The sequence below is a fragment of the Mycobacterium sp. SMC-4 genome (assembly GCF_050205565.1).
Lineage (GTDB): Bacteria > Actinomycetota > Actinomycetes > Mycobacteriales > Mycobacteriaceae > Mycobacterium.
On sequence record NZ_JBNMQU010000014.1, the window covers coordinates 32,604 to 52,395 of the forward strand.

The following is a 19,792-nucleotide window of genomic DNA, read 5'->3' on the forward strand; positions in this document are numbered from 1 at the left end:
CAGCCCCGTGGCCGAGATCGCCCCGCTGCGGGTGCAACTGATCGCCAAGACCGATTTCTTCGCCCCGCCCGATGTGCCCTGGAGCACCGACGCCGACGGCGGGCAGGCGCTCACCGAGTTCGCGGGCCGCGCCTGCTACCAGAGTTGGGACAAACCCAATCCGCGCACCGCGACCAACGAGTCCTACCTACGCCACATCATCGACGTCGGGCACTTCTCGGTACTCGAGCACGCCTCGGTCTCGTTCTACATCACCGGCATCTCCCGTTCGTGCACCCACGAGCTGATCCGGCACCGGCACTTCTCGTATTCGCAACTGTCCCAGCGCTATGTGCCCGAACACGACTCACAGGTGGTGGCCCCACCGGGCATCGACGACGACCCGGAGCTGACAGAGATCTTCGCCGCCGCCGCCGACGCGGGCCGGGCGGCCTACACCGAGCTGCTGCAGCGGCTGGAGGCCAAGTTCGCCGACCAACCCAACGCCGTACTGCGTCGCAAGCAGGCTCGCCAGGCCGCCCGCGCGGTGCTACCCAACGCCACCGAGACCCGCATCGTCGTCACCGGCAATTACCGGGCCTGGCGGCACTTCATCGCGATGCGCGCGAGCGAACACGCAGACCGCGAGATCCGCCGCCTGGCCATCGAGTGCCTGAGGCGGCTGGTCGATGTCGCGCCGGCGGTGTTCTCCGACTTCGAGATCACCGTTCTGGCCGACGGCACCGAGGTGGCGACCAGCCCGCTGGCAACCGAGGTGTGAGCCCGGCAATGCATTCGTGGACGGCCCTACCCACCGGGTAACCTAGGTGCCCGTGAGTACCAGCGGATTCGACGCCACCGCCCAGTTGGGCACTTTGTTGACCGCGATGGTTACTCCGTTCAAGCCCGACGGCACGCTCGACCTGGAAACCGCGGCCCTCCTGGCCACGCGGCTGGTGGACGCCGGCTGCGACGGCCTGGTGCTGTCCGGCACCACCGGGGAGTCACCCACCACCACCGACGACGAGAAGATCGCGCTGCTGCGTGCCGTTCTCGAGGCGGTCGGCGACCGCGCTCGCGTCGTCGCCGGCGCGGGCAGCTATGACACCGCGCACAGCATCCACCTGGCGAAAGCCTGCGCCGACGCCGGCGCCCACGGGCTGCTGGTCGTCACCCCCTACTACTCGCGACCCCCTCAGGCGGGGCTGAAAGCCCACTTCACCGCGGTGGCCGACGCCACCGACCTGCCGGTGATCCTCTACGACATTCCGCCGCGTTCCTCGGTGCCGATCGACTGGGACACCATCCGCGCCCTGGCCGGGCACCCGAACATCGTCGCCATCAAGGACGCCAAGGGCGATCTGCACGGCGGCGGACAGATCATCGCCGAAACCGGTCTGGCCTACTACTCCGGCGACGACTCGCTGAACCTGCCGTGGCTGGCCATGGGCGCCGTCGGATTCGTCAGCGTCTGGGGCCACGTCGCCGCCAGCCAGCTGCGACACATGTTGACCGCCTTCGCTTCTGGGGATGTGGCAACGGCGCGCAAGATCAACGTCACCCTCGGCCCACTGGCGGCTGCGCAGAACAGACTCGGTGGGGTGACGATGTCCAAAGCGGCCCTGCGGTTGCAGGGATTCGACGCCGGTGACCCCCGTCTGCCGCAGATCCCGGCCGACGACGCGCAGCAAGATCGGTTGGCCGCTGACATGCGCGCCGCGGCGGTGCTTCGGTAGTGGACACCGCGCTGACGCCGCCCGGGCCTTTGGACCCGGGTGGTCTGCGCGTGACCGCGCTGGGCGGGATCGGCGAGATCGGCCGCAACATGACGGTGTTCGAACACCTCGGCCGGCTGCTGATCGTCGACTGCGGCGTGCTGTTTCCCACTCACGACGAACCCGGTGTGGACCTGATCCTGCCCGATCTGCGGCACGTCGAGGACCGCCTCGATGACGTCGAGGCGGTGATCGTCACCCACGGCCACGAGGACCACATCGGCGCCATCCCGTTCCTGCTGAAGATGCGTCCCGACATCCCGATCGTCGGATCCAAGTTCACCCTCGCCCTGGTGACCGAGAAGTGCCGCGAGCACCGCATCAAGCCGGTCCTGGTCGAGGTGGCCGAACGCCAGAGCACCACCCACGGCGTGTTCGAGTGCGAATACTTCGCGGTCAACCACTCGATCCCCGGATGTCTGGCCGTCGGCATCCACACCGGCGCGGGCACGGTGCTGCACACCGGCGACATCAAGCTCGACCAGCTACCCCTCGACGGCCGTCCGACCGATCTGCCCGGCATGTCGCGACTCGGCGACGCCGGCGTCGACCTGTTTCTGTGCGACTCGACCAACTCCGAGATCCCCGGTGTCGGCCCGTCGGAAAGTGAGGTCGGCCCGGCGCTGCACCGGTTGATCCGCGGCGCGCAGGGACGGGTGATCGTCGCGTGCTTCGCCTCCAACGTCGACCGGGTGCAACAGATCATCGACGCGGCCGTGGCGCTGGGTCGCCGAGTTTCGTTCGTCGGCCGTTCGATGGTGCGCAACATGGGCATCGCGCGCGAACTGGGCTATCTGCGCGTGGCCGACGCGGACGTCCTCGACATCGGCGCCGCCGAGATGATGCCGGCCGACCGGGTGGTCTTGATCACCACCGGCACCCAGGGCGAGCCGATGGCGGCGTTGTCGCGGATGTCGCGCGGCGAGCACCGCAGCATCACCCTGACCGACGGCGACCTGATCATCCTGTCGTCCTCGCTGATCCCCGGGAACGAAGAGGCGGTCTTCGGCGTCATCGACGCACTGGCCAAGATCGGTGCCCGGGTGGTCACGAATCAGCAAGCGCGCGTTCATGTCTCGGGCCATGCCTACGCCGGCGAGTTGATGTTCCTGTACAACGGCGTGCGGCCCCGCAACGTGATGCCCGTGCACGGCACGTGGCGCATGCTGCGCGCCAACGCCGCGTTGGCCGCGCGCACCGGCGTGCCGGAGGAGAACATCGTGCTCGCCGAGAACGGTGTCAGCGTGGACCTGGTCGCCGGGCGGGCCCGCGTCGCAGGTGCGGTGCCGGTCGGCAAGATGTTCGTCGACGGCCTGGTCACCGGTGATGTCGGTGACGCGACGCTGGGGGAACGGCTGATCCTGTCGTCGGGATTCGTCGCGATCACCGTCGTCGTCCGGCGGGGCACGGGCAAGCCGGCCGCGCCGGCCCATCTGCACTCGCGCGGGTTCTCCGAAGACCCCAAGGCGCTCGAACCGGTCGCGCGCAAAGTCGAGGCGGAATTGGAGAACCTCGCCTCGCAGAACGTCACCGACCCGACGCGTATCGCCCAGGCGGTGCGCCGCACCGTGGGCAAGTGGGTGGGGGAGACCTACCGTCGTCAGCCGATGATCGTGCCGACCGTCATCGAGATCTGAAACGCCGGTCAGACCGCTTCCAGCCGGTATCCGAGGCCCCGCAGGGTGACGAACCGGTTCGCGCCGAGTTTCCGCCGCAGGTACCGCACGTAGACGTCGACGACGTTGGAGCCCGGTTCCTGGTCTTGTCCCCAGACCTGGCGCAGCAGCTGCTCACGGGTGAGTACCTGGCCCGGGTGCCGCAGGAAGGTCTCGGCCAAGGCGCATTCGCGGGCCGACAGGTCGACGACGTAGTCGCCCACGTGGGCGCGTCGGGTGCGCAGATCCAGGCGCAGGTTGCCGTATTTGAGCTCGGTGACTTCGCGCGGACGGTTCTGCCGGAGGTATCGGCGCACCCGCGACAGCAACTCCTCGAACCGGAAGGGTTTGCGCAGACAGTCATCGGCGCCGCTGGCCATGCTCGCATGGAAGTCCGCGGGGCTGCTTCGCGACGACAGCATGATCACGGGGATCGAATTGCCTTCCTGGCGCAGGCGCCGCAGCACTGTCAGCCCGTCCATCTTGGGCAGTCCGATGTCGAGGATCAGCAGATCGATCTTGCCGCGGCGGATCAGGGTGTAGGCGGCCGGGCCATCGGACACGACTGTTGCTGCAAAGCCGTGCGCTTGCAGTCCCCGCTTGACGAACGATGAGATCCTCGGTTCGTCCTCGGCGATCAGGATGGTGGCCATGATCGCGTGACCTCGATGAGCTCGGCCATGGCATTCCCCCCGGCACAACAGTCCCCGCCCGGTGTGTGGTGCGTCACCGGTCCGTGTCAAAGCCTACGCTCATCCCCGCAACCGACAGGTCAAACGGCTGACTGGAACAACTCAGCGTTCGGCGAGCGCCATCCATTCGATCGGCGAGGCGGTCAGGTCGCGTCCGGTGGGGCGGATGTAGGTGTCGCGGTAATAGCCGGGGCCGACCTGTTCGACCAGGCGCCAACCGTGCTCGGCGAGCATCTCGGCGACCTGTTCGGGCACCATGCCGGACTGCCACAGTCGGCTGCGCTGCCGGAACCGGCGGTACAGCGCGTCGGCGCCGTAGAGGTTGACCCCGTCGATGAAGTCCTGGCGGATGTAGGAGAACACCAGGCGGCTGCCCGGGGCCAGGTTGCCCAACGCTGCCAGGGTGTCGGCGACCGTGTCGGCGCTCAGGTACTGGGTGACGCCCTCCCAGATGACGAAGGCGCGCCGGTCGTCCCGGAAACCGTGTGACTGTAGCGCGCTCATCAGATTCCCGGTCGCGAAGTCCAGGCCGACCAGATGGACGGACGGCAGGACCTCACCGGCGACCCGTTGCAGGACCACCCGCTTGTGGTCGATGGCCTCGGGTCGATCGATTTCGTAGACGGGCAGATCGCCGTGCCGGGCGATGCGGCAGCCGCGGGTGTCCAGACCGGAGCCGAGCACGATCACCGCGTCGGTCTCGTTCAACGGGTCCGAGAGGCGTTCGTCGATGTAGCGCTTGCGGCAGGCGATGCTGGTCCAGACTCCCGGCGCGGTGCGTTCGACGGTCGAGTACACGGCCCTGCGCATCCAGGCGGTACGGGTCAGACGCACCATCAGGCGGGCGCGGGCCGGCAGGAACGACTCCGCGAGGTCGTCGTCGACCAGGCGGCGGTCCGGGGGTTCGTGGTGTTCGATCGCCGCCAGGGTCATCGGCCCCACCGCCGTCCGGGCTGCCGGGTCTGGACGCGTCATGACCGGTTCAAAGTTTGTTCACGAACCCTGCGTCGACCGGCAGCGCGACGCCGGTGACGTATCGGGCCGCGTCGGAGACCAGCCAGAACACCGCGTTGGCGATGTCCTCGGCGTCGAGGGTCTGCACCGGCATCGGGTTGCCCATGTCGGGGCCGCCCATCTGCTGATCCCGGGCTGCGCCTTCGAGCCAGGCGCGGGTGAACTCGTTGTCGATCATCGGGGTGTCGACGCCGGCCGGATGGACCGAGTTGACCCGAATGCTATGCGGCGCAAGGAAGTTCGCGTACAGCCGCATGAGCCCGACGATGCCGTGCTTGGCGGCGACATAGCCCACCGAGCCTGCGATCGGGGAGCCCAGCCCGACCAGCCCGGCCACCGAGCTGGTCAGCACGATCGCACCGCCGTTGCCGAACTTGATCATCGGCTTCATCGCCACGTCGACGGTGTTGTAGACGCCGGTGAGGTTGACGTCGATCACGTCCTGCCACGCGTCGTGGGCGGCCATGGGGGCGATGCCGGCGTTGGCGATGACGATGTCGAGGCGGTCGCCCAGCTGGGCGGTCCCGTCGCGCAGCACGGCTTTGACGGCGTCGCGGTCGCGGACGTCGGCGTGGTGCGCGACGATGCGCGCCCCGGTGTCCTCGACCAGCTTCACGGTCTCGGCGAGATCGTCGGGCGTGGCCAACGGATAGGGCACCGAGTCGATCTGCGCGCAGAGGTCCAGCGCGATGATGTCGGCGCCGGCGGCGGCCAACTTCACCGCGTGCGCCCGGCCCTGCCCGCGCGCGGCGCCGGTGATGAATGCGACTTTGCCAGTGAGCTCACCCATGGAGGAGCAGCCTACGGCCGCAGCTGACCCTTGGCGGGATCGCCGGTCACCACCGGTTGCAGCATCTTGACGTCGGGAGCGCCGTCGAGGTGCTCGCCGACGGCGCCGAACAGTTTCCCGATCGCCGGTGCGGTGCTGTGGGTCTGCAGCGCGTCGGCGTCGGCCCACTGCTCGACGAAGACGAACGTGCCGTCGGCCTCGTGCAGCGCGTAGAGCTGGCAGCCCGGCTCGTCGTGCACGGCCTCGATGGCCTGTTTGCAGGCGTCGCGGACCAGGTCGACGGACTCGGCCTTGGCCTTCATGGTGGCGATGACGACGACGGGCATGGCGGCTCCTCGACTGGCTGGACCGGCGGACGTGAGTGAACGAATCACACGGTACTGTCCGCCGCCGACAGCGTCGTCGTTCCGACACCGGCCTGACACCCTTTTGTGACTAGTGTGGCTGATGGTGCGGATGAGGTGGTTGCGACTAGGCTGACAGGCATGCCCAGTAAGACCGCGGCCCGCTCGTCAGCCCGTCCGACCAGGTCAAAGGCCACCTCCCGGGGCAAAGGCGCAGCGAGCCGACCCAGCCGTCCGGCACGGGCGGCCGCGCCGTCGCGCCGCAAACCGGCGCGCCGGAACCCGTCGGTGGTCTCGGCCGCCGGGACGGCCGTCGGTCGCGGCATCCGCGCCGGCTGGTTGATGCTCGCCCGCGGCGTGGGCAGCACGGCCCGTTCGGTGGGGCGCGCACGCGATCTGGAGCCCGGCCACCGGCGCGACGGGCTGGCCCTGGCCCTGCTGGGCCTTGCCGTGGTGGTCGCGGCGGGTTCCTGGTACGACGCCGCCCGCCCCGTCGGTGCGTGGATCGACTCGTCGATCCGGGTCCTGATCGGCGCGGCGGTCGTCCTCGTCCCGGTCGTGCTGGCCGTGCTGGGTGTGGTGTTGATGCGTTCGGAACCGGACCCCGAGACCCGCCCGCGCCTGATCCTCGGCGCCGGCATGATCGGGCTCCCGGTACTGGGTCTGTGGCACCTGTGGGCCGGTGCGCCGCTGGAACCGCAGGCCCGTGAACACGCCGCCGGGTTCCTCGGTTTCGCGATCGGTGGCCCGCTCGCCGACGGGCTGACCCCGTGGATCGCCGCCCCGTTGTTGGTCATGGCCGCGGTGTTCGGCCTGCTGCTGGTGACCGGCACGACGATCCGGGAAGTGCCTGAGACGTTGCGCGACATGTTCACCACGCGGTGGCGCGGTGAGTATGACGACTACGACGAGTACGCGGACGACGACTACGACGACGCCGACGACCGCGCCGCCGAGCCCGCCGAGGACTTCTCCGACGGCTACTACGACGAGGATCCGCGCGACGGCGAGCAGTCGTGGCCGACGGCCACCCAGCCGACCGTTCCGCTGCCGGCACCCGCGGGTTCGCCGATGGACAACTATCCGCTCGACGAGGAGGTTCCGGCGCCGGTCACCGAGGCGCCGGCGCCGCGCACCCGCAAGAAGCCGCTGAAAGAGCAGCCGAAAGAACAGCCGAAAGAGCCGGAGCTGTCGCTCGACCGCGTCGTCGACGGTCCGTACACCCTGCCGTCACTGGAACTGCTCATCGCGGGGGAGCCGCCCAAGCGGCTGACGTCGGCGAACCAGGCGATGACCGACGCCATCACCTCCGTGCTGCAGCAGTTCAAGGTCGACGCCGCCGTGACCGGCTGCACCCGCGGCCCGACGGTGACCCGCTACGAGGTCGAGCTGGGACCCGGTGTGAAGGTCGAGAAGATCACCGCACTGCACCGCAACATCGCCTACGCCGTGGCCACCGAGAGCGTCCGCATGCTCGCGCCCATCCCGGGCAAGTCCGCGGTCGGCATCGAGGTGCCCAACACCGACCGGGAGATGGTGCGCCTGGCCGACGTGCTGACCGCGCCGTCGACCCGGCGCGACCACCATCCGCTGGTGATCGGGCTCGGCAAGGACATCGAGGGCGACTTCATCTCGGCCAACCTCGCCAAGATGCCGCACCTGCTGGTGGCCGGCTCGACCGGTTCGGGTAAGTCCAGCTTCGTCAACTCGATGCTGGTGTCGCTGCTGGCGCGCGCCACCCCCGACGAGGTCAGGATGATCCTGATCGACCCGAAGATGGTGGAGCTCACGCCCTACGAGGGCATCCCGCACCTGATCACACCGATCATCACCGAGCCCAAGAAGGCGGCCGCCGCGCTGGCCTGGCTGGTCGAGGAGATGGAGCAGCGCTACCAGGACATGCAGGCCTCGCGGGTGCGGCACATCGACGTGTTCAACGAGAAGGTCCGCAGCGGCGAGATCACCGCACCTCTGGGCAGCCAGCGCGAGTACAAGCCCTACCCCTACATCCTCGCGATCGTCGACGAGCTCGCCGACCTGATGATGACCGCACCGCGAGACGTCGAGGACGCGATCGTGCGCATCACGCAGAAGGCCCGCGCGGCCGGTATCCACCTGGTGCTGGCCACCCAGCGGCCCTCGGTGGACGTCGTGACCGGTCTGATCAAGACCAACGTGCCGTCACGGCTGGCGTTCGCGACGTCGTCGCTGACCGACAGCCGCGTCATCCTCGACCAGCCGGGCGCAGAGAAGCTCATCGGCATGGGCGACGGCCTGTTCCTCCCGATGGGCGCGGGCAAGCCGATCCGACTGCAGGGCGCGTTCATCACCGACGAGGAGATCCAGGCCGTCGTCAGCGCCACCAAGGATCAGGCCGAGCCCGAGTTCGTCGAGGGCGTCACCGCCGTCAAGGCGGGGGAGCGCAAGGACGTCGACCCCGACATCGGCGACGACATGGACGTGTTCCTGCAGGCCGTCGAGCTGGTGGTGTCCTCGCAGTTCGGCTCCACGTCGATGCTGCAGCGCAAGCTGCGCGTCGGCTTCGCCAAGGCGGGCCGCCTGATGGACCTGATGGAGACCCGCGGGATCGTCGGGCCGTCGGAGGGGTCGAAGGCGCGCGAGGTGCTCGTCAAGCCCGACGAGCTGGCCGGCACGCTGGCGCTGATCCGCGGCGGCAGCGACGCCAACGGAGCCTCGGACGACGAGCCGGACTTCTAGTACTGACGCCGAAATTGCTTCCAGCGCGCGCAGAACCCGCTGTTGACGCGCGTGGAATGCAATTTCGGCGGTTAGAGGGGCACTGTCAGAGGGTCAACAGCATCCGGGTGTTGCCCAGGATGTTCGGCTTCACATAGGACAGGTCCAGGAACTCCGCGACGCCGGTGTCATACGAGCGGCACATCTCCTCGTACACCTCGGCGGTCACCGGCGTGCCGTCGATCTCGGTGAAGCCGTGGCGGCTGAAGAACTCGACCTCGAAGGTCAGCACGAAGATCCGCTGCAGGTGCAGTTCGGTCGCCACGGCCAGCAGCTGCCGGACGATGCGGTGGCCGACCCCGCGGCCCCGCACCTTCGGATGCACCGCCACCGTGCGCACCTCGCCCAGATCGGACCACAACACGTGCAACGCGCCACAGCCGATCACCTCGCCGGCGTCCTCGGCGACCCAGAACTCCTGCACCGATTCGTACAGCGTCACCAGGTTCTTCTCGAGCAGGATCTTGCCGGCGTAGATGTCGACCAGCGCCTTGATGGCGGGCACATCGGAGGTGCGGGCGCGCCGCACCACGACGCCGTCGACGGTTGCGTCCCCAGCTGCGCTCACACACCGAAGGGTATCGGTTCGAGCAACCAGTATTCTGTGTCGGTGCCGGGCCAACCACATACCGATCCTGTGGTCCCGCGCGCTCGGGTGGCCAACCTCGCCAACGCCCTCACCGGGGTGCGTTTCATCCTCGTCCCGGTCTTCCTCCTCGCGCTGTTCGCCGGCGACGGACACGAAACCGTCTGGCGGATAACCGCATTCGTCGTGTTCGTGACGGCGGTCATCACCGACCACCTCGACGGCGCGCTGGCGCGCAGCTACGGCATGGTCACCGAGTTCGGCACGCTGGCCGATCCACTGGCCGACAAGGCGCTCATCGGCGCCGCGCTGATCGGCCTGTCGATGCTCGGCGACCTGCCGTGGTGGGTGACCATCGTCATCCTGGTCCGCGAACTCGGGGTGACCGCTCTGCGCTTCGCGGTGTTGCGCCGCGGTGTCATCCCGGCCAGTCGCGGCGGCAAGCTCAAGACCCTCGTCCAAGGCGTCGCGATCGGGCTGTTCATCCTGCCGCTCGCCGGCGCGTGGCTGACCGTCGCGTGGGTCATCATGCTCGTCGCGGTGGTGCTCACCGTGCTCACCGGGGTGGACTACTTCGTCTCGGCATGGCGGGATGCGCGTGGACGATCCGCTGCTCACTGACGACGTGCGCGCCCTGGTCGCCGACCTGACGGTGCGACGCGAGACGGTCGCGACCGCCGAATCCCTCACCGCGGGGCTGCTGGCCGCCACGTTGGCCGGGGTGCCCGGCGCCAGCGCCGTCCTGCGCGGCGGCCTGGTGACCTACACCGTGGACACCAAAGCAGCCTTGGCCGGAGTGCCCGCCGGCGTGCTCGACGCAGCCGGTCCGGTGGCCGAACCGACCGCGCGGGCCCTGGCCGTCGGTGCGAGGCGACGCTGCGGCGCCACCTGGGGCGTCGGCGTCACCGGGGTCGCCGGACCCGAGCCGCACGGCGGACATCCGGTCGGCACTGTCTTCGTCGGCGTCGCCGGACCGGTGGCCACCACCGTCGAGCAGTTGCAGCTGCACGGCAGCCGCTGGGACATCCGGCTCGCCACCGTCCACGCGGCCGTGGACGTGTTACATGCCGCACTTTCGCATCCGTGACGACGATCCGGGAACCATCCCGGCGCTGTGGCGCGTTGGCTCTGGTAAGGACACCGACCTAGCAGACAGGAGTGCGCGATGGGGGTATTGCTGCGCGAAGTGATCGGCGACGTGCTGCGGCGCGCCCGAGTCGAGCAGGGACGCACATTGCGGGAAGTGTCGGATTCGGCGCGAGTGAGCCTCGGATATCTCTCCGAGGTCGAGCGCGGACGCAAGGAAGCATCGAGCGAGCTGCTCAGCGCGATCTGCGGAGCGCTCTCGGTGCCGCTGTCGCGGGTCCTCAGCGCGGCCGGTGACGAGATGGCCGTCGAGGAGTCGCGTGCGGAGCTGACGCGCGAGGAAGCCGGCGCGACACGTATCGACGCCGCCACCAAGGTCGTCATTCCGCAGGTTTCCTCGATGGCGGTGGCGTGACCCGTGCACCCAGCAGGGGTGCGGTGAGCTGCTCGCAACAGATAAGTTGGGGGCATTGCACGTGCCCAGCCCGGCTGAGCGTTCGACATACGAAGGCGGAATGAACTCATGGCCAATCCGTTCGTCAAGGCGTGGAAGTACCTCATGGCGCTGTTCAGCTCCAAGGTCGACGAATACGCCGATCCGAAGGTGCAGATCCAGCAGGCCATCGAGGAGGCGCAGCGACAGCATCAGGCGCTCACCCAGCAGGCGGCCTCGGTCATCGGAAACCAGCGGCAGCTCGAGATGAAACTGAACCGCCAGCTCGCCGACATCGAGAAGCTGCAGGCCAACGTCCGGCAGGCGCTCACGCTCGCCGATCAGGCCGTGGCCAACGGCGATGCCAACAAGGCCACCGAGTACAACAACGCGGCCGAGGCGTTCGCCGCGCAGCTGGTGACCGCCGAGCAGAGCGTCGAAGACCTCAAGACGCTGCACGACCAGGCGCTGCAGGCCGCGTCGCAGGCCAAGAAGGCCGTCGAGCAGAACGCGATGGTCCTGCAGCAGAAGATCGCCGAGCGCACCAAGCTGCTCTCCCAGCTCGAGCAGGCCAAGATGCAGGAACAGGTCAGCGCCTCGCTGCGCTCGATGACCGAGATCGCCGCGCCGGGCAACACGCCGAACCTCGACGAGATCCGCGACAAGATCGAGCGGCGCTACGCCAACGCGATGGGGTCGGCCGAGCTGGCGCAGAACTCCGTGCAGGGCCGGATGATGGAAGTGCAGCAGGCCAGTGTGCAGATGGCCGGCCATTCGCGGCTCGAGCAGATCCGGGCGTCCATGCGCGGCGAACAGCTGCCCACCGGTGGAACCGCCACCCCCGACCAGACCCCGGCCACCCCGGCGGCCAACCCGAACCCGACACCGGAAAACCCGCTGTCGCAATAACTTTCACAGGATTCCAACCGTGGCTACACACATCGGCAAGCAGCGTCGTGGGCGATCGTTGGCCCAGCGCGGGATCGACACCGCCGCGGAATGGTCCGAGCTCGTGGCCGACAAACTCAGCGCCGCGGCCGATCCGCGCGCCAAGATGCTGCGTAAACGACGCTGGGCGTTGCGGCTGGGTGTGTTCCTCGCGTTGTCCGCGGTGTTCTGGATTGGTGTGACGGCGTTGCTCGCGGCGTGGAGCACGCCGGTGTGGGCGCTGTTCATCCCGTCGCCGATCGCCGTCGGCGCGGCGTTCCTGTCCACGCTGGCGTTCCTGCGCTACCGCTGGCTGCGCGGTGAGCCGCTGCCGCCGCCACGCACCCGCACCGCGCGTCGACTTCCGCCGTGGGGTTCGGCGGCGCGGCAGCCGATGACGTCGCTGGCGGCCTCCGAACGTGGGTTGTACTCGCTGCTGGGCGTGCTCGAGCGCGGGCATATGCTGCCCGCCGACGAACTCCGGGAGATCCGGGTGGCCGCCGAGCAGACCGCCGCGACGATGGCCGCCACGGCCGCCGAGGTGACCTCGATGGAGCGCACGGTCAAGGCCGCCCCGCAATCACGTCCGCACCTGACTCCGACCATCGCGGCGTTCTCCGCCCAGCTCGAGCGCGGCGCCCGCCAGTACGACGAAATGGTCTGTGCCGCAGCGCAACTGGTCTCGGCGACCAACTCCGGCGCGTTGTCGAGCTCGCCGATGTCGCAGCGCCGCTACCGGGAGCAACTGTCCTCGGCCACCGACCGGCTCAGCGGGTGGGCGCAGGCGTTCGACGAACTGGGCCGGCTGCGCGGCGCTTAGCTCAGAAGGTGGGGCGCAGCGACGGGACGACCAACCCGACCAGTGCCCGCAACGGCGCCTTGACCATGCAGTCCACGGCGTCGAAATAATCGCGCCACAGCGTGATCTGACCGTTGCGGATCTCGAAGCGACCGCACACCCAGAACTGCAGCCGCAGCGGCCCGAAGATGATCGCGTCGGTGCGCTCGGTGAGCACCGTGTCACCCTCGGCGGCGATGCTGTGGAACTTCACCGCGAACCCCATCCGGTCCTCGGACCGGCGGAGCAGCTTCATGATTCGGTCGCGCCCGCGCAGCGAGGGCAGGCCGACGTTCTGCCACAGCAGTTCCGGCGCGGCCAGCGACTCGACGGTGTCGAGGTCCGAGTCGGCGAGGGCGAACAGGAACGACTGCACGATGTCGGCGTTGTCGGGCACCGTCGGCGTGGTGGATGCGGCCGGTGGCGTGGTGGGTGCTGCCGGCGTGTTCGGAGCCTGATCGGTCATATCGCCCGAGCCTAGCCCCGGAGGCTGTGGCAGGGTAGCCCGCATGCGTGTTGCCGTCGTGGCGGGTCCTGATCCCGGACACGCATTCCCGGCCATCGCACTGTGTCTGCGCTTTGCCGCTGCCGGCGACACCCCGACGCTGCTCACCGGCACCCGGTGGCTCGAGCCGGCCCGCGCACACGGCGTGGACGCGGTGGAACTCGCCGGGCTGGACCCGACCGCGGTCGACGACGACGCCGACGCCGGCGCGAAGATCCACCGCCGTGCCGCCCGGATGGCGGTGCTCAATCGCGACGTCATCGCGGCGCTGCGTCCCGATCTGGTGGTGTCCGACTCGATCACGGTGTGCGGTGGATTGGCCGCCGAACTGCTCGGTCTGCCGTGGGTGGAGCTCAACACCCATCCGCTGTACCGGCCGTCGAAGGGCCTGCCGCCGGTGGGCAGCGGGCTGGCGCCGGGCACCGGGATACGCGGGCGGCTGCGCGACGCGGTGCTGCGCGCTCTGAGCGCCCGGTCCTGGCGCGCGGGGCTGCGGCAGCGGGCCGAGGCCCGCGCGGGTATCGGTCTTCCCGCCGAGGACCCGGGACCGCTGCGCCGCCTGATCGCCACCCTGCCCGCCCTGGAGGTGCCGCGTCCGGATTGGCCGGCCGAAGCCGTCGTGGTGGGCCCGCTGCACTTCGAGCCCACCACCGTGGTGCTCGACCTGCCGCCCGGTGACGGTCCGGTGGTGGTGGTCGCACCGTCGACCGCGACCACCGGAGCCGAGGGGCTGGGGGAGGTGGCGCTGCGCACGCTGGTGCCCGGCGAGGTGCTGCCGGCCGGGTCGCGGGTGGTGGTCTCGCAGCTCGACGGCCCCGAAGGCGAGGTGCCGCCCTGGGCGGTGGTCGGGCTCGGACGCCAGGACGAACTGTTGGCCGCGGCCGATCTGCTGATCTGCGGCGGGGGGCACGGCACGGTGGCGAAAGCACTGCTGGCGGGCGTGCCGATGGTCGTCGTACCCGGTGGTGGCGACCAATGGGAGATCGCCAATCGTGTTGTGCGCCAAGGCAGTGCGCAGCTGGTCCGACCGTTGAGTGGCGAGGCGCTGGCGGTGGCGGTGCGTGAGGTGCTGGGCGCTCCGGGCTACCGGGACGCCGCGCGGCGGGCCGGGGCGACTGTCGCCGACGTCGCCGATCCGGTACGGGTGTGCCATGACGCCCTGACGGGGTCCGCGTAGTTTGGGCGTGTGCGGCTGACGGAATTCCACGAGCTGGTGGAGGGGCAGTTCGGCGCGGTACGGGCGTCGTCGATGCTGGTGGACCACGTGTTGACCAGTCTCGGCGGGCGGACGGCGGCCCAGGCCATCGAGGACGGGGTCGAGCCGCGCCAGGTGTGGCGGGCGTTGTGCGCGGACTTCGACGTGCCGCGCGATCAGTGGTGAGTGCGTCTGCTTTCGGCGTGTCCACTTGAATCGAACACCTGTTCGTCTACTGTGGGTGGAGTTCGGCGGGAGAGACTTGTCGGTGGCCTGATCTAGCGTCGCGGCTAACCGACCGAGAACCGGTCACCAACGACTACCGGAAGAGGTATCACCATGGCGCCACAGGCCCCTGATCGCGAGAAGGCTCTGGAGCTGGCCCTCGCGCAGATCGACAAGAACTTCGGCAAGGGGTCGGTGATGCGGCTCGGCGACGATGTGCGCACGCCGATCTCGGTCATCCCCACCGGGTCCATCTCCCTCGACGTCGCACTCGGCATCGGCGGGCTGCCCCGCGGCCGCGTCATCGAGATCTATGGCCCGGAATCCTCGGGTAAGACCACCGTCGCCCTGCACGCGGTGGCCAACGCCCAGGCCGCCGGCGGCATCGCCGCGTTCATCGACGCCGAGCACGCGCTGGACCCCGATTACGCCCAGAAGCTCGGCGTGGACACCGACGCACTGCTGGTCTCCCAGCCCGACACCGGTGAGCAGGCCCTCGAGATCGCCGACATGCTGATCCGTTCCGGCGCGCTCGACATCCTGGTCATCGACTCGGTGGCAGCGCTGGTGCCGCGCGCCGAGATCGAGGGCGAGATGGGGGACAGCCACGTGGGTCTGCAGGCCCGCCTGATGAGCCAGGCGCTGCGCAAGATGACCGGTGCGCTGAACAACTCGGGCACCACCGCAATCTTCATCAACCAGCTGCGCGAGAAGATCGGCGTGATGTTCGGGAGTCCCGAAACCACCACGGGCGGCAAGGCGTTGAAGTTCTACGCCTCGGTGCGGATCGACGTCCGGCGGATCGAGACCCTCAAGGACGGCACCGACGCGGTCGGCAACCGCACCCGGGCCAAGATCGTCAAGAACAAGGTGGCGCCCCCCTTCAAGCAGGCCGAGTTCGACATCCTCTACGGCCGCGGCATCAGCAAGGAAGGCTCGCTGATCGACATGGGCGTGGAGCACGGCTTCATCCGCAAGTCCGGTTCCTGGTTCACCTATGAGGGTGAACAGCTGGGCCAGGGCAAGGAGAACGCCCGCAAATTCCTGCTGGAGAACGTCGACGTGGCCAACGAGATCGAGAAGAAGATCAAAGAGAAGCTCGGTATCGGTGCTGTCGTGACGGCCGACGATGACGTCCTTCCCGCTCCCGTCGACTTCTAGTTCCGCGGAGTCGCCGCAGGACCCCGCCAGGCGTGCCGAGCAGGCGCGGGCCGTGTGCCTGCGCCTGCTCAGCGCCCGAGCGCGTACCCGCGCCGAGCTGGAAGAGCAGCTGGCCAAACGTGGCTTCCCGGACGACATCATCGCGACGGTGCTCGACCGCCTCACCGAGGTCGGGCTCATCGATGACGAGGACTTCGCCGAGCAGTGGGTGCGGTCCCGGCGTACGCATGCCGGAAAGGGTAAGCGCGCGTTGGCTGCTGAACTTCGCAAGAAGGGCGTCGGCAACGAGGTCATCGACGCGGCGCTGGCCGACATCGACGCGGGCGCCGAGCGCACCCGAGCCGAGCAGTTGGTCCGCGACAAGCTGCGCCGCGAGAAACTCGGCGATCCCGACGACCGGGACGCGCAGAACAAGGTGACCCGGCGACTGGTCGGGATGCTGGCCCGCCGCGGCTACAGCCAGTCACTGGCCGTCGACGTGGTGGTCGCGGAGCTGGCCAACGAGCGGGAGCGACGCCGGGTCTGACAGGACGCGGCGTCGCCTCACTCAGACGCCGCGGCTCCGGTCGGCCTGCAGTTCGAGCGGTTCGGCCTCCATCGGCGCCGGTCCGCGACGGGCGCGCCGCAGCCGTCGTTCCAGCCAGGTCGCAAACCACGACAGGGCGAAGTTCACGGTGATCATCAGCACCGCGATCACCATCAGCGCCGGAATGTAGTTGCCGTACGAGGAGCCGACCACGGTGCCCTGACGCACCATCTCCACGAACGTGATCTGGTAACCCAGCGCGGTGTCTTTCAGAACCACCACCAGCTGCGAGATCAGCACGGGCAGCATCGACGTGATGGCCTGCGGCAACAGCACCGTGCGCATCGTCTGCCCCCACGTCAGACCCAGCGCCGAGGCCGCTTCGGACTGACCTCGCGGCAGCGCGTGGACGCCCGCCCGCACGATCTCGGCGATCACCGCGCCGTTGTACAACGTCAGCCCGGTGATCACCGCCGCCAGGGCCAGGTGCTTCGACGGGAACACGTCGTAGAACGCATACAGGAAGTACGCGAAGATCATCATGATCAGCACCGGGACCGCGCGGAAGAACTCCACGAACACCGCGCAGAACCACCGGATCGGGAGCCGGGTCGACAACCGTCCCACACCCATCACGAAACCCAGCACCAGGGCCGCCACGATCGAGACCGCCGCCGCGGTCAACGTGCCCTGCACACCCGGCAGCACGTAGGTGGTCCACAGGTCGGCACTGAGGAAGGGCCGCCACTTGTCGGCGGTCAACTGCCCCTTGGCCTCCAGCCGGGTGTAGACCAGCCATGCCACCGCGACCAGCACCACCGCGGTGACCGCTGACACCACCCGGTTACGCAGCCGGGCGCGCGGTCCCGGGGCGTCGAACAGCACCGTCGACGTCGTCACCGGACCACCGCCAGCCGTCGGCCCAGCCACCCGAAGATCAACCCCATCGGAAGCGTGAGGATCACGAAGCCCAACGCGAAGATGCCGCCCACCACCATCACGGCGGCGGTGTTCTCGATCATCTCCTTCATCAGCAGCGCCGCCTCGGCCACCCCGATGGCCGAGGCGATCGTGGTGTTCTTCGTCAGCGCGATCAACACCGAGCCGAGCGGAATCAGGACCGCGCGGAACGCCTGCGGCAGCAGGATGATCCGGAGATTCTGGCTGAACGTCAGACCGAGCGCGCGCGCCGCTTCCGCCTGGCCCAACGGCACCGTGTTCACCCCGGAGCGCACCGTCTCGCAGACGAATGCCGCGGTGTAGACGATGAACCCGAGCACCGCCAACCGGAAGCTGCTGTCAGCGATGAACGTCGGCGACTGCCGGTCGGCCAGCGTGATGCCCATCGTCTGGGCCAGGCCGAACGAGCAGAACAGGATGATCAACGTCAACGGCGTGTTGCGCACGATGTTGACATAGCTGGTGCCGATCCAGTTCAGCATCGGCACCGGGGCCAGCCGCATCGCCGCGAGCGCGGTCCCCAGGATCAACGCACCGACGGCCGAATACAGCGTCAGTTCGATCGTGGTGGCGAACGCGGCGAAGATCTGCGCGCGGTACTCGGTGAAGACCTCCACGGGCGCTTCCGGAGCCCGGCGTCAGTTGTCGAGCGGCGGAGGCGTCGGCGCGGTGATTCCGGCCGGGCCGAGGTTCTTGTCGAACGCTTCCTTCCAGGCGCCGCTGTCTTCCATCTTCTTGATGGCGTCGTTGATCTTGCTGCGCATCTCGGCGTCGTCCTTCTTCAGCCCGATGCCGTAGCGCTCCTCGGAGAACGGCTCACCGACGATCTTGAACGCGCCGGGGCTCTGCGCGGCGTAGCCGGCGAGGATGACCTCGTCGGTGGTCACCGCGTCGACCGCACCGTTCTTGAGCGCCTCGATGCACGCCGAATAGGTGTCGTACTGCTGCAGCTGGACGCGCTGGTACTCGTCCTTGATCTTCTGCGCGGGCGTCGACCCCGACACCGAACACAGCACCTTGTTGTTCTCCAGCGAGGCCGCGCCGGTGATGTCGTTGTTGTCCGAACGCACCAGCAGGCTCTGACCGGTGAGCAGATACGGCCCCGCGAAGTCGACCTTCTCCTTGCGCGAATCGGTGATCGAGTACGTGGCGGCGATGAAACTGACCTGCCCGTTCTGGATCAGGTTCTCCCGCTGCGGCGAGGGCGCTTCCTTCCACTCGATCTGCTCGGGTGTGTAGCCCAGCTCACCGGCGACATAGGTCGCCACGTCGACGTCGAACCCGCTCATCGTGCCGTCGGGGTTCTTCATGCCCAGACCGGGCTGGTCGAACTTGGTGCCGATGACGATGGTGTCGCCACCTCCTTCACCGCCGCCACCCCCGCCGTCACCGCACGCGGTGGCGGCCAGAGGCAGGACTGCGCAGACGGCGAGGGCGGCGAGGACGCGGGGGGAACGCGGCTTCCGGGACATGACAACGGGTCCTTTCGTGTCAGTGATGCAGGATCTTGCCGAGGAAATCCTTGGCCCGGTCGGACCGCGGATTGTCGAAGAACTGTGCGGGTTCGGCGTCCTCGACGATGGCCCCGTCGGACATGAACACCACCCGGTCGGCGGCGCGCCGCGCGAAGCCCATCTCATGGGTGACCACGAGCATCGTCATGCCCTCGGCGGCCAGCGCCGACATCACCGAGAGCACCTCGTTGATCATCTCCGGGTCCAGCGCGCTGGTCGGCTCGTCGAACAGCATCACCTTGGGATCCATCGCCAGCGACCGCGCGATCGCCACCCGCTGCTGCTGCCCGCCGGACAACTGGGCCGGGTACTTGTCGGCCTGGTTGGCCACACCGACACGCTCGAGCAGCGCCATCGCCTTCTCGCGCGCCTGCGCCTTCGACGCGCGGCGCACCTTCATCGGCGCCAGCATCACGTTGTCGACGATCGTCTTGTGCGCGAACAGGTTGAACGACTGGAACACCATGCCGACATCGGAACGCAACTGGGCGAGCTTGCGACCCTCCTCGGGCAGCACCTGACCGTCGATGGTGATGGTGCCCGAGTCGATGGTCTCGAGCCGGTTGATCGTGCGGCACAACGTGGATTTGCCCGAGCCCGAGGGCCCGAGCACCACGACGACCTGGCCCCTGCCCACCTCGAGATTGATGTCGTTGAGCACGTGCAGCGCACCGAAGTGCTTGTTGACCGCCTTCATCGAGATCATCGGCACGGCCGAAGGCGTCTGCATGGGTGCTGACCTTACCCAGACGTGGGGCTTGCTGCCTTGCAAGTCACCGATTGGCGGTGCCTCGCGCGTTTCGGCGGCATGCCGTCGCCGCCGTACCATG

23 protein-coding genes are annotated in these 19,792 nt (G+C 68.6%); 13 read left to right on the forward strand and 10 right to left on the reverse strand.

All coding sequences use genetic code 11. The features are described from left to right. Positions 1-7: 7 nt before the first annotated feature. From thyX to ACQI46_RS22225, 3 genes are read left to right on the forward strand one after another with little or no spacing between them, the layout of a single operon-like run. Positions 8-760, forward strand: coding sequence for an FAD-dependent thymidylate synthase (thyX, locus tag ACQI46_RS22215; RefSeq protein WP_427096214.1), 753 nt, complete (start codon positions 8-10; stop codon positions 758-760). Between the two features lie 52 nt (positions 761-812). Further along, positions 813-1,715 (forward strand): 4-hydroxy-tetrahydrodipicolinate synthase, encoded by a 903-nt coding sequence (gene dapA / locus ACQI46_RS22220; RefSeq protein WP_427096215.1) that lies wholly within the window; start codon positions 813-815, stop codon positions 1,713-1,715. Beyond that, a complete protein-coding gene (locus tag ACQI46_RS22225) occupies positions 1,715-3,391 on the forward strand; it encodes a ribonuclease J (RefSeq protein ID WP_427096216.1) in 1,677 nt (558 codons plus the stop codon). Before dapA ends, ACQI46_RS22225 begins: the two co-directional genes overlap by 1 nt. An 8-nt stretch (positions 3,392-3,399) precedes the next feature. Here ACQI46_RS22225 and ACQI46_RS22230 read toward each other — a convergent pair whose 3' ends face one another. The 4 genes from ACQI46_RS22230 to ACQI46_RS22245 form a co-directional block, all read right to left on the reverse strand. Beyond that, complete coding sequence (locus tag ACQI46_RS22230) at positions 3,400-4,062, reverse strand: response regulator transcription factor (protein ID WP_427096217.1); 663 nt, start codon at positions 4,060-4,062, stop codon at positions 3,400-3,402. A gap of 141 nt (positions 4,063-4,203) precedes the next feature. Further along, positions 4,204-5,076 carry an SAM-dependent methyltransferase gene (locus ACQI46_RS22235; RefSeq protein WP_427096218.1) on the reverse strand — a complete coding sequence of 291 codons (873 nt, stop codon included), beginning with the start codon at positions 5,074-5,076 and terminating at the stop codon, positions 4,204-4,206. A 7-nt stretch (positions 5,077-5,083) separates the two neighbouring features. Beyond that, positions 5,084-5,905 carry a mycofactocin-coupled SDR family oxidoreductase gene (locus ACQI46_RS22240; protein ID WP_427096219.1) on the reverse strand — a complete coding sequence of 274 codons (822 nt, stop codon included), beginning with the start codon at positions 5,903-5,905 and terminating at the stop codon, positions 5,084-5,086. Between the two features lie 11 nt (positions 5,906-5,916). Further along, the gene (locus tag ACQI46_RS22245; RefSeq protein WP_427096220.1) at positions 5,917-6,231 is read right to left on the reverse strand and encodes a putative quinol monooxygenase; all 315 of its coding nucleotides are present in this window, start codon (positions 6,229-6,231) and stop codon (positions 5,917-5,919) included. Positions 6,232-6,390: 159 nt separating this feature from the next. Here ACQI46_RS22245 and ACQI46_RS22250 point away from each other — a divergent pair, with 159 nt between their 5' ends. Next, on the forward strand, positions 6,391-8,967 hold the full coding sequence (locus tag ACQI46_RS22250; protein ID WP_427096221.1) for a DNA translocase FtsK: 2,577 nt from the start codon (positions 6,391-6,393) through the stop codon (positions 8,965-8,967). 85 nt (positions 8,968-9,052) lie between these two features. Here ACQI46_RS22250 and ACQI46_RS22255 read toward each other — a convergent pair whose 3' ends face one another. Beyond that, positions 9,053-9,538: an amino-acid N-acetyltransferase gene (locus ACQI46_RS22255; RefSeq protein WP_427096357.1), complete on the reverse strand. Its 486-nt coding sequence runs from the start codon at positions 9,536-9,538 to the stop codon at positions 9,053-9,055. 78 nt (positions 9,539-9,616) lie between these two features. On the opposite strand from ACQI46_RS22255, the gene pgsA reads away from it, so the two are divergent. The 5 genes from pgsA (at position 9,617) to pspM (ending at position 12,858) form a co-directional block, all read left to right on the forward strand. After that, positions 9,617-10,213, forward strand: a complete 597-nt coding sequence (gene pgsA / locus ACQI46_RS22260; protein ID WP_427096222.1) for a CDP-diacylglycerol--glycerol-3-phosphate 3-phosphatidyltransferase — start codon at positions 9,617-9,619, stop codon at positions 10,211-10,213. Further along, positions 10,191-10,679 carry a CinA family protein gene (locus ACQI46_RS22265; RefSeq protein WP_427096223.1) on the forward strand — a complete coding sequence of 163 codons (489 nt, stop codon included), beginning with the start codon at positions 10,191-10,193 and terminating at the stop codon, positions 10,677-10,679. The genes pgsA and ACQI46_RS22265 overlap by 23 nt, the downstream gene beginning before the upstream one ends. 78 nt (positions 10,680-10,757) lie before the next feature. Further along, positions 10,758-11,093: a transcriptional regulator ClgR gene (clgR, locus tag ACQI46_RS22270; RefSeq protein WP_427096224.1), complete on the forward strand. Its 336-nt coding sequence runs from the start codon at positions 10,758-10,760 to the stop codon at positions 11,091-11,093. A gap of 108 nt (positions 11,094-11,201) precedes the next feature. Continuing rightward, positions 11,202-12,020 carry a phage shock protein PspA gene (pspA, locus tag ACQI46_RS22275; protein WP_427096225.1) on the forward strand — a complete coding sequence of 273 codons (819 nt, stop codon included), beginning with the start codon at positions 11,202-11,204 and terminating at the stop codon, positions 12,018-12,020. 19 nt (positions 12,021-12,039) lie between these two features. Next, complete coding sequence (pspM, locus tag ACQI46_RS22280; RefSeq protein WP_427096226.1) at positions 12,040-12,858, forward strand: phage shock envelope stress response protein PspM; 819 nt, start codon at positions 12,040-12,042, stop codon at positions 12,856-12,858. A 1-nt stretch (position 12,859) separates the two neighbouring features. Here the strand turns inward: pspM and ACQI46_RS22285 are convergent, their stop codons facing one another. Continuing rightward, complete coding sequence (locus ACQI46_RS22285) at positions 12,860-13,342, reverse strand: limonene-1,2-epoxide hydrolase family protein (protein ID WP_427096227.1); 483 nt, start codon at positions 13,340-13,342, stop codon at positions 12,860-12,862. A 43-nt stretch (positions 13,343-13,385) separates the two neighbouring features. Between ACQI46_RS22285 and ACQI46_RS22290 the strand changes: the two genes are divergently transcribed. The 4 genes from ACQI46_RS22290 (at position 13,386) to recX (ending at position 16,488) form a co-directional block, all read left to right on the forward strand. After that, on the forward strand, positions 13,386-14,558 hold the full coding sequence (locus ACQI46_RS22290; protein WP_427096228.1) for a glycosyltransferase: 1,173 nt from the start codon (positions 13,386-13,388) through the stop codon (positions 14,556-14,558). Between the two features lie 9 nt (positions 14,559-14,567). After that, a complete protein-coding gene (locus tag ACQI46_RS22295) occupies positions 14,568-14,762 on the forward strand; it encodes a DUF3046 domain-containing protein (RefSeq protein WP_427096229.1) in 195 nt (64 codons plus the stop codon). A gap of 153 nt (positions 14,763-14,915) precedes the next feature. After that, complete coding sequence (gene recA, locus ACQI46_RS22300) at positions 14,916-15,962, forward strand: recombinase RecA (RefSeq protein ID WP_427096230.1); 1,047 nt, start codon at positions 14,916-14,918, stop codon at positions 15,960-15,962. After that, positions 15,931-16,488 carry a recombination regulator RecX gene (gene recX / locus ACQI46_RS22305; protein WP_427096231.1) on the forward strand — a complete coding sequence of 186 codons (558 nt, stop codon included), beginning with the start codon at positions 15,931-15,933 and terminating at the stop codon, positions 16,486-16,488. The genes recA and recX overlap by 32 nt, the downstream gene beginning before the upstream one ends. Before the next feature lie 21 nt (positions 16,489-16,509). Here recX and ACQI46_RS22310 read toward each other — a convergent pair whose 3' ends face one another. Genes ACQI46_RS22310 through ACQI46_RS22325 form a run of 4 tightly spaced genes read right to left on the reverse strand, consistent with a single transcriptional unit; the run spans position 16,510 to position 19,668 of the window. After that, entirely contained in the window at positions 16,510-17,388 is an 879-nt protein-coding gene (locus tag ACQI46_RS22310; RefSeq protein WP_427096232.1) for an amino acid ABC transporter permease, read from the reverse strand. Beyond that, positions 17,385-18,065 carry an amino acid ABC transporter permease gene (locus tag ACQI46_RS22315; protein WP_427096233.1) on the reverse strand — a complete coding sequence of 227 codons (681 nt, stop codon included), beginning with the start codon at positions 18,063-18,065 and terminating at the stop codon, positions 17,385-17,387. Before ACQI46_RS22315 ends, ACQI46_RS22310 begins: the two co-directional genes overlap by 4 nt. A gap of 21 nt (positions 18,066-18,086) precedes the next feature. Further along, positions 18,087-18,920: a glutamate ABC transporter substrate-binding protein gene (locus ACQI46_RS22320; protein WP_427096234.1), complete on the reverse strand. Its 834-nt coding sequence runs from the start codon at positions 18,918-18,920 to the stop codon at positions 18,087-18,089. Positions 18,921-18,939: 19 nt separating this feature from the next. Next, positions 18,940-19,668 (reverse strand): amino acid ABC transporter ATP-binding protein, encoded by a 729-nt coding sequence (locus ACQI46_RS22325; protein WP_427096358.1) that lies wholly within the window; start codon positions 19,666-19,668, stop codon positions 18,940-18,942. Between the last annotated feature and the right edge of the window lie 124 nt (positions 19,669-19,792).

Bases quoted from the DNA above. Each gene is read 5' to 3' on its own strand.
- ACQI46_RS22230 (WP_427096217.1), bottom strand. From the start codon at position 4,062: ATGGCCACCATCCTGATCGCCGAGGACGAACCGAGGATCTCATCGTTC.
- ACQI46_RS22235 (WP_427096218.1), bottom strand. From the start codon at position 5,076: ATGACGCGTCCAGACCCGGCAGCCCGGACGGCGGTGGGGCCGATGACC.
- ACQI46_RS22240 (WP_427096219.1), bottom strand. From the start codon at position 5,905: ATGGGTGAGCTCACTGGCAAAGTCGCATTCATCACCGGCGCCGCGCGC.
- ACQI46_RS22245 (WP_427096220.1), bottom strand. From the start codon at position 6,231: ATGCCCGTCGTCGTCATCGCCACCATGAAGGCCAAGGCCGAGTCCGTC.
- ACQI46_RS22250 (WP_427096221.1), top strand. From the start codon at position 6,391: ATGCCCAGTAAGACCGCGGCCCGCTCGTCAGCCCGTCCGACCAGGTCA.
- clgR (WP_427096224.1), top strand. From the start codon at position 10,758: ATGGGGGTATTGCTGCGCGAAGTGATCGGCGACGTGCTGCGGCGCGCC.
- pspA (WP_427096225.1), top strand. From the start codon at position 11,202: ATGGCCAATCCGTTCGTCAAGGCGTGGAAGTACCTCATGGCGCTGTTC.
- ACQI46_RS22285 (WP_427096227.1), bottom strand. From the start codon at position 13,342: ATGACCGATCAGGCTCCGAACACGCCGGCAGCACCCACCACGCCACCG.
- ACQI46_RS22290 (WP_427096228.1), top strand. From the start codon at position 13,386: ATGCGTGTTGCCGTCGTGGCGGGTCCTGATCCCGGACACGCATTCCCG.
- recA (WP_427096230.1), top strand. From the start codon at position 14,916: ATGGCGCCACAGGCCCCTGATCGCGAGAAGGCTCTGGAGCTGGCCCTC.
- recX (WP_427096231.1), top strand. From the start codon at position 15,931: ATGACGTCCTTCCCGCTCCCGTCGACTTCTAGTTCCGCGGAGTCGCCG.
- ACQI46_RS22320 (WP_427096234.1), bottom strand. From the start codon at position 18,920: ATGTCCCGGAAGCCGCGTTCCCCCCGCGTCCTCGCCGCCCTCGCCGTC.
- ACQI46_RS22325 (WP_427096358.1), bottom strand. From the start codon at position 19,668: ATGATCTCGATGAAGGCGGTCAACAAGCACTTCGGTGCGCTGCACGTG.